A 6,478-nucleotide genomic window follows, 5' to 3' on the forward strand; every position below is an offset into this window, starting at 1 on the left:
CCCGGCCGGACCCATCCAGTCCCCGACACGGCCTAATTCAGCGGTCTCCTAGCCCGGCTCGTCGAGCGGCTGCGCGGGGAGCGGGTGCTGTTCATGGGTTCCTGGAGCACGACGCACGAGCTCGCCCGGGAGGCCTGCGAACAGGGACTGACCGGCGTCTTCTCGCCGGACTCATCGGTGGTCGGCGGCGGCGGGGCCAAGGGCGTCGTGCTGCCGGACGGGTGGGAGCAGGTGATCGAGCGGTTCATCGGCGTGCCGCGGCTGCGGCACTGCTACGCCATGTCCGAGGTCATGGCGACGCACATGATGTGCGCGCAAGGCCGCTACCACATCGAGCCCTCGACGATCCTGTTCGTCCTCGACCCGCAGGACGGCGCCGTGCTTCCCCGGGAGGGCGTGCGCACCGGCCGGGCGGCGTTCTTCGATCTGCTCGCGGAAACGTACTGGGGCGGTTTCGTGACCGGCGACGAGGTGACCGCCGACTGGTCGCCCTGTGCGTGCGGCCTGGACAGCCCGAGCCTCGGGCGGACCATCGAGCGCTACGGCGACAAGGCGGGCGGCGACGACAAGATCAGCTGTGCGGCTACGGAGGGTGCCCAACGCGACGCCCTGGACTTCCTCACGTCGGAGCTGGTCTGACGCCTGGCGGCGAAACGGGAGACGGAGCGGTATGTGACCGACATCGCCATTCCGGCAGTGGTCCGCGGCAGGATCGTGCGCGACGGCCTCGTGCGCTTCAACGGCCGTGGCGCGAATCCCTCGTTCCTGGCCCCGGACCCCGAGCGGCTGCTCGCGGATCTACCACTGCACGATCCGGGCGCGCTCGGCGCGCTGCACTCCCTGCCCTTCGACGAAATCGTCGACTACCTGGCGCAGCTCGGCGAGCACCTGCACCCGGACCGCAACGAATACCTCGCGGAGGCGCTGGAGCATTCGGTTCACTGGTCGGACATGACGGCGCCGCTGGTGCGCTCCGCCTACGAGCAGCTGCCCGCGCTGTTCGCGGCTGGCACGGTCCGCGAGGTCGCCGATACCGCGATCGGCATCGACCGGCTCGACGGCTGGTTCGAGATGACGATGTCTGACGGCAGGACGGCCGCGATACGGGCGATGGGCGCGCGGGCCGTGCACATCATCGCGGGCAACAGCCCGCTGGTCGCGGCGCTGACGATCGTGCGCAACGCGATCACCCGGAGCGACGCCGTGATCAAAGTGCCGTCGAACGACCCGCTCACCGCGTTGGCAATCGCCAGGACCATGGCCGCGATCGCCCCGGACCATCCGATCACCCGGCACGTGTCGGTCGCCTACTGGAAGGGCGGCTCGCAGGAGTTCGAGCGGCGGCTCTACCGTCCGGCCAACCTGGAGAAGATCATCGCCTGGGGCGGCCTAGCGTCGGTGCGGCACATCACCCGCTACATCCAGCCGGGGCTCGAACTCGTCGCCCTGGACCCGAAACGCAGCGCCACCGTGATCGGCGCCGAGGCGCTCACCGACGCCTCGACGCTGGCCGACGTGGCGCGCCGGACCGCGACCGACGTCGGCGCGCTCAATCAGCTCGGCTGCCTCAATGCGCGGGTGATCTACGCCGTCACGGGCACCGACGCCCCCGGGCTGGCCCGAGCCGACCGGCTCGGGCAGCTGGTCTACGACGAGATCCAGCGGCTTCCCGCCGCCGTCAGCACGCCGGTCAAACACTTCGATCCCGAACTGCGCGCCCACCTGTCCGCCCTGCGCACCAACCCGGAGTACTACCGGGTCGTCGGCGGCAGCCGGGACGAGGGGGCGGTCATCGTCTCGCACCTGAGCGAACCAGTGGACTTCCATCCTCTCCTGTCCGGGCGGGTGGCCAACATCGTGCCCGTCGACACCGCGCTGGACGCGCTCAAGCACGTCAACGCCTACACCCAGACAATCGGCGTTTATCCGGAGTCGCTCAAACGGCGGCTGCGGGAGCCGCTCGCGCTGCACGGTGCCCAGCGGCTCATTTCATTGGGGTACGCCGCATCGGGCAACACCGCGCTTCCGCAGGACGCCATCGAGCCGCTGCGCCGGATGGTGCGGTGGATCGTCGACGAGACCTGTGACACGTCGAAAGTCAGCCCGCTGTGGGCCTCTGCCTCCGAAGGCGGAGATGTCCCGCAGCCGAAGTGTTCCGTACGACGGGAAGACTTTTGTACAAACGCCGATTCATGCCCATAGCATCCTGGCATCAGCAGGCTACACGGGGAGAGCATCATGCTTCTGCGATCCTCGGCGGGTAGATCGCCGGGCCGCACGGCAGACGGGCGATGTCCGCGGAGCCCTTCCCTCCGCTGAGTCATGCGGCCCGCAGGGCCGTTCGCTACTCGAGCCGGGCGGGTCCGACCCACTTTCCGATACGGCGCCGCATCGGGCGGGCCGGTTCGCATCCACCGGCTTTCCCGGTGCACCGGGATTCTTTCCCTGGTCGCCGGCCCCTGCGCCACCGAAGAAGGGACTGCGCGATGCCGGAATCCTCCCTCACGGGCGTCACCGAGTTCTTCCTGCCGGAACTGCCACGACTACTGCCGTACGCCTACCATCCGCGGGCCGCGCAGATCGAGATCACCTCGAACGGCTGGATACGCCGCTTCCTGGCGGAGACCTTCGCGAGCGAGTCGGACCTGTTGTACTTCCTGCGGCAGCGCAACGGCATCTACGGACCGCTGACCGTCCCGCACGCCGAATACCAGCGCGCTCTCGACATCGCCGACTGGTATCAGTACGTGACGGTCATCGACAGCTTCGTCTCGGACCGCACCGCGCTGGGCGCCAGCGCGCAAGCCGCGCGGGAGGTCTTCAAGCGGATCCTGGCCGACTTCGAGGGCAATCTGCCCACGAACCCCGGCTTCCCCTACGGCCGCGCAGGGCAGGACTTGTGGCGGCGGATCAGCCCGGGCCTGAGCGCGGCCCAGATCAAGCGCTTCGCCGCGAGCCTCGAGGCATTCTTGCGCGGCTGCGCCGCCGAGATCCAGGCCAAGCTGACCGACGAGGTGCCGGACTATGAGACGTGCATGACCGTGCGGCTGGACAGCTTCGGATGCGACTTCATCGAGCTGATGACGGAATACGGCGCCGCGGTGGACATGACCGAGCTCATCCCGCAGTTCGGTGAGGTGCACCTGCACTGCCGCCGCCAGATGATCATCATCAACGACCTGCTGTCCTGGCGCAAGGAGCACTCGCAGGACGACAAGATGACGGTCGTCAGAGTCCTGATCGAGCGGAACGGACTAGGCCTGCAGCAGGCCGTGGACCGGCTGTGCGAACTGGTCGGGCACCACGAGAGGGCGTACATCGCCGCCCGCGACGAGCTGCTGGCCGGACCGGCGGGGGAGCGCGAGGACGTGCGCCGGTACCTGAGCGGCCTGGACTATCTGATGGGCGGCAGCCAGGAGTTCGAATACCTCACGCCGCGGTACTTCGGTGACGGCTCGGTGTGGGACGGGACCACCCACGGATGGGTCGACCTCAACGCCCTCGTCACCCGCTTCAGGGCTGAGCCGTACACGGCGGCCGGATCGGCACCCGTCATCGCGCCGCTCGGAGCCGTTCAGGCCGTCGCCGCCGAAGCCGCTGCGGTGGTGTCCGAGGCGGTGCCAGAGCCCGCTCCGCGCGCCGTCGCCGAGGCGCGCACGAAGACCGCGGGCCCCGCGCCGTCCTGGAAGGTGCTCAAGGCCCCCGGCGCGGTGCCGGTGCTCGGCCACGCTCTGCAGCTATGGCGCAGTCCGCTGGAATTTTTGGAGCGTCTGCCGACGGACGCCGACCTCGTGGAGATCAGCATCGGGCCGAAACGGGCGTACCTCGCACACCGGCCTGAGCTGGCCCAGCAGGTGCTCGCCGACTCCCGCACGTTCGACAAGGGCGGTCCGCTGTTCGAGAAGGCGCGGCTGCTTGTGGGCGATGGACTGGTCAGCTCCGCGTGGGAGCCGCACCGACGCCAGCGCCGCATGCTCCAGCCCGCCTTCCACCCCGCGCGAGTACCCGGCTATATCGCGTTGATGGGCGAAGAGGTCGAGGCCGAACTCGCCTCCTGGCGACCGGGCGAGCCGCTGGACGTCAGCGAGGTGATGCATGGGCTGACGCTCAAGATCACCGCTCGCACGATGTTCTCCACCACGGTGAGCCGCACGGTGATCGACGAGGTCGCCTACTGCATGCCGGTGATCATGCGCGGCGTGTACAAGCGCATGATGGCTCCTATCGGCCTGTTAGAGAAGCTGCCCACGCCGCACAACCGCGACTTCGAGCAGGTGCGGGTGCGAATGCGGGAACTGATCCGGGAGACCGTCGCGGAATACCGGCGGTCGGGCGCGGCGGACACCGGCGACCTGATGTCCATCCTGGTCAACACCCGCGACGAGGAAACCGGGGACGGATTGAGCGACCAGGAGATCCACGACCAGGTGATGACCCTGCTCATCGGCGGTACGGAGACGACGGGCAACACGATGGCCTGGGCGTTCCACACTCTGGCCACGCATCCCGAGATCGAGCAGCGGCTGCACGCGGAGCTCGACAGCGTGCTCGACGGCCGGGTGCCCGGGTTCCAGGATCTGCACCAGCTGCCCTACACCGCGCGCGTGATCACCGAGATGCTGCGTATGTATCCGCCCGCCTGGCTGATGACCCGCACGACCACGCGGGAGACGGAACTCGCCGGACGCCGCATCGAACCCGGCACCATCGTGCTCTACAGCCCATACGCCCTCGGACACAATCCGGCGATGTACGAGAACCCGGATGTGTTCGACCCCGACCGCTGGCTTCCCGAACGTGCCGCACGCCTGCCGCGCTCGGCGAACCTGCCGTTCGGCGGCGGAAGCCGCAAGTGCATCGGCGACAACCTGGGGACGGCGGAGACCACCATCACGCTCGCGGGCATCGCCTCGCGCTGGCGCCTGCGCGCGGTTCCCGGCACGAAGGCCGGTACCGCCGTGCCCCGCGCCTCACTGGGCACCGGCCCGCTGCAGATGGTCCCCGAACCCCGCGGTCGCCTGGCAGCGCAGCCCGACCTCGCCTTGTCGGATGCCCGATGAGCGCCGCGCCGGAAGTCGGCACGGCGTCGAACCTGCAAGACGCCCTTGGGTACTGCCAGAGGCTGGTGACGCCGGCCTTGCGCGACGCCGTCAACCGGCTGCCTTCAGACGTCGGCGAGATCGCCGAGTTCAGCTTCGGCTGGCGCGACGTCGACGGCACGCCTCGGGAAGGTGGCGGTGGCAAAGGGTTGCGTCTGGCCCTCGCCGTGCTGTCGGCCCAGGCCGTGGGTGCGTCCCCGGAGAGCGCCGTCGCGGGAGCGGTGGCGGTGGAGCTGATCCACGCCTTCTCCCTCGTGCACGACGACATCATGGACGGCGACGAACAGCGACGACATCGGGACGCCGTGTGGAAGGCCTACGGCATCGGCCCCGCGGTGCTGGTCGGCGACGGGCTGCTGGCTCTCGCCCTCGACTCGCTGGCCCGCACCGCGAGCGTCGAGACCAGGCATGCGGCCATGGCCGCCGTCTCGAACGCCTTGATTGAATTGGTGAACGGTCAAGCGCAGGACCTCTCCTTCGAAACCCGGCCCTGGACGGGCCCGCAGGCTGTGACCGTCCAGGAATACAGCGACATGGCCGGAGCCAAGACCGGCGCGCTGCTCGGCTGCGCGGCCGGCCTCGGCGCACTGCTGGGCGGAGCGCCGGCCGAGGTCGTCGCCGCACTGGACGAGATGGGGAGGCATCTCGGCCTGGCCTTCCAGGCGGTCGACGACCTGCTCGGCATCTGGGGCGACCCGGCGGTCACCGGAAAGCCCGTGTTCAACGATCTCCGTCAGCGCAAGAAGACCCTTCCGGTCGTCTCGGTACTCACCGGCGGCTCCGCATCCACGCCGCGGCTGCTGACCCTGCTGGATCCGGAAGGTCTCACTCCGGCCACGGAGCAGAATCTGCGCGCCGCCGCCCACCTCATCAGCGACGCCGGCGGCCGTGCCTTTACCGAGGCATCCGCCGGGCGCCACCTGGGTCGGGCCCGGGAGATTATCTCCGAGGTCGCCGTGGACCATACGGCGGCCTTCACGCTGACAGAACTGACCAATTTCGCGGCCAACCGTTCGTACTGAAGTAAGAAGGGAAAGCAACCCGCGCCGTCCCTAAGAGGTCGTAATGAATTAAGTCCAGCAACTAATTCATTACGACCCCTTAGTCATACAACCGTGGCGGGGCTGCTCGCGGATATGGGGTTCAGCCTCCAGGCGCCGTCCAAGGTGCTCGCCGGCTCCTGTCACCCGGACCGGGATGATCAGTTTCGGTATCTCATCGGGGAGATCGTGCGGTATCAGGCCGCTGGCGAGCCGGTCATCAGCGTGGACGGCAAGAAAAAGGAACTGATCGGCGACTTCGCGAACGGTGGTCGGGAGTGGCGGAAGGTCGGTGATCCGATTCCGGTCAACGACCATGATTTTCTGAATGGCATTTCC

The 6,478-nt window shown here is 68.5% G+C and carries 4 protein-coding genes and 1 pseudogene; all 5 read left to right on the plus strand.

The genetic code is table 11. The features are described 5' to 3' along the window. The first annotated feature begins 93 nt into the window (after nt 1–93). Entirely contained in the window at nt 94–639 is a 546-nt protein-coding gene (locus CV1CTNOD_RS11370) for a hypothetical protein (protein ID WP_131786082.1), read from the plus strand. 33 nt (nt 640–672) lie between these two features. Beyond that, nucleotides 673–2,202 (plus strand): acyl-CoA reductase, encoded by a 1,530-nt coding sequence (locus CV1CTNOD_RS11375; RefSeq protein ID WP_131786083.1) that lies wholly within the window; start codon nt 673–675, stop codon nt 2,200–2,202. A gap of 284 nt (nt 2,203–2,486) precedes the next feature. Continuing rightward, entirely contained in the window at nt 2,487–5,060 is a 2,574-nt protein-coding gene (locus tag CV1CTNOD_RS25680; RefSeq protein ID WP_207386357.1) for a cytochrome P450, read from the plus strand. Continuing rightward, on the plus strand, nt 5,057–6,121 hold the full coding sequence (locus CV1CTNOD_RS11385; RefSeq protein WP_131786084.1) for a polyprenyl synthetase family protein: 1,065 nt from the start codon (nt 5,057–5,059) through the stop codon (nt 6,119–6,121). The genes CV1CTNOD_RS25680 and CV1CTNOD_RS11385 overlap by 4 nt, the downstream gene beginning before the upstream one ends. A 90-nt stretch (nt 6,122–6,211) precedes the next feature. Next, a pseudogene (locus tag CV1CTNOD_RS11390) lies at nt 6,212–6,478 on the plus strand (ISAzo13-like element transposase-related protein); the annotation flags it as partial.

Source organism: Protofrankia symbiont of Coriaria ruscifolia (assembly GCF_900634745.1).
Taxonomy (GTDB): domain Bacteria; phylum Actinomycetota; class Actinomycetes; order Frankiales; family Frankiaceae; genus Protofrankia; species Protofrankia californiensis.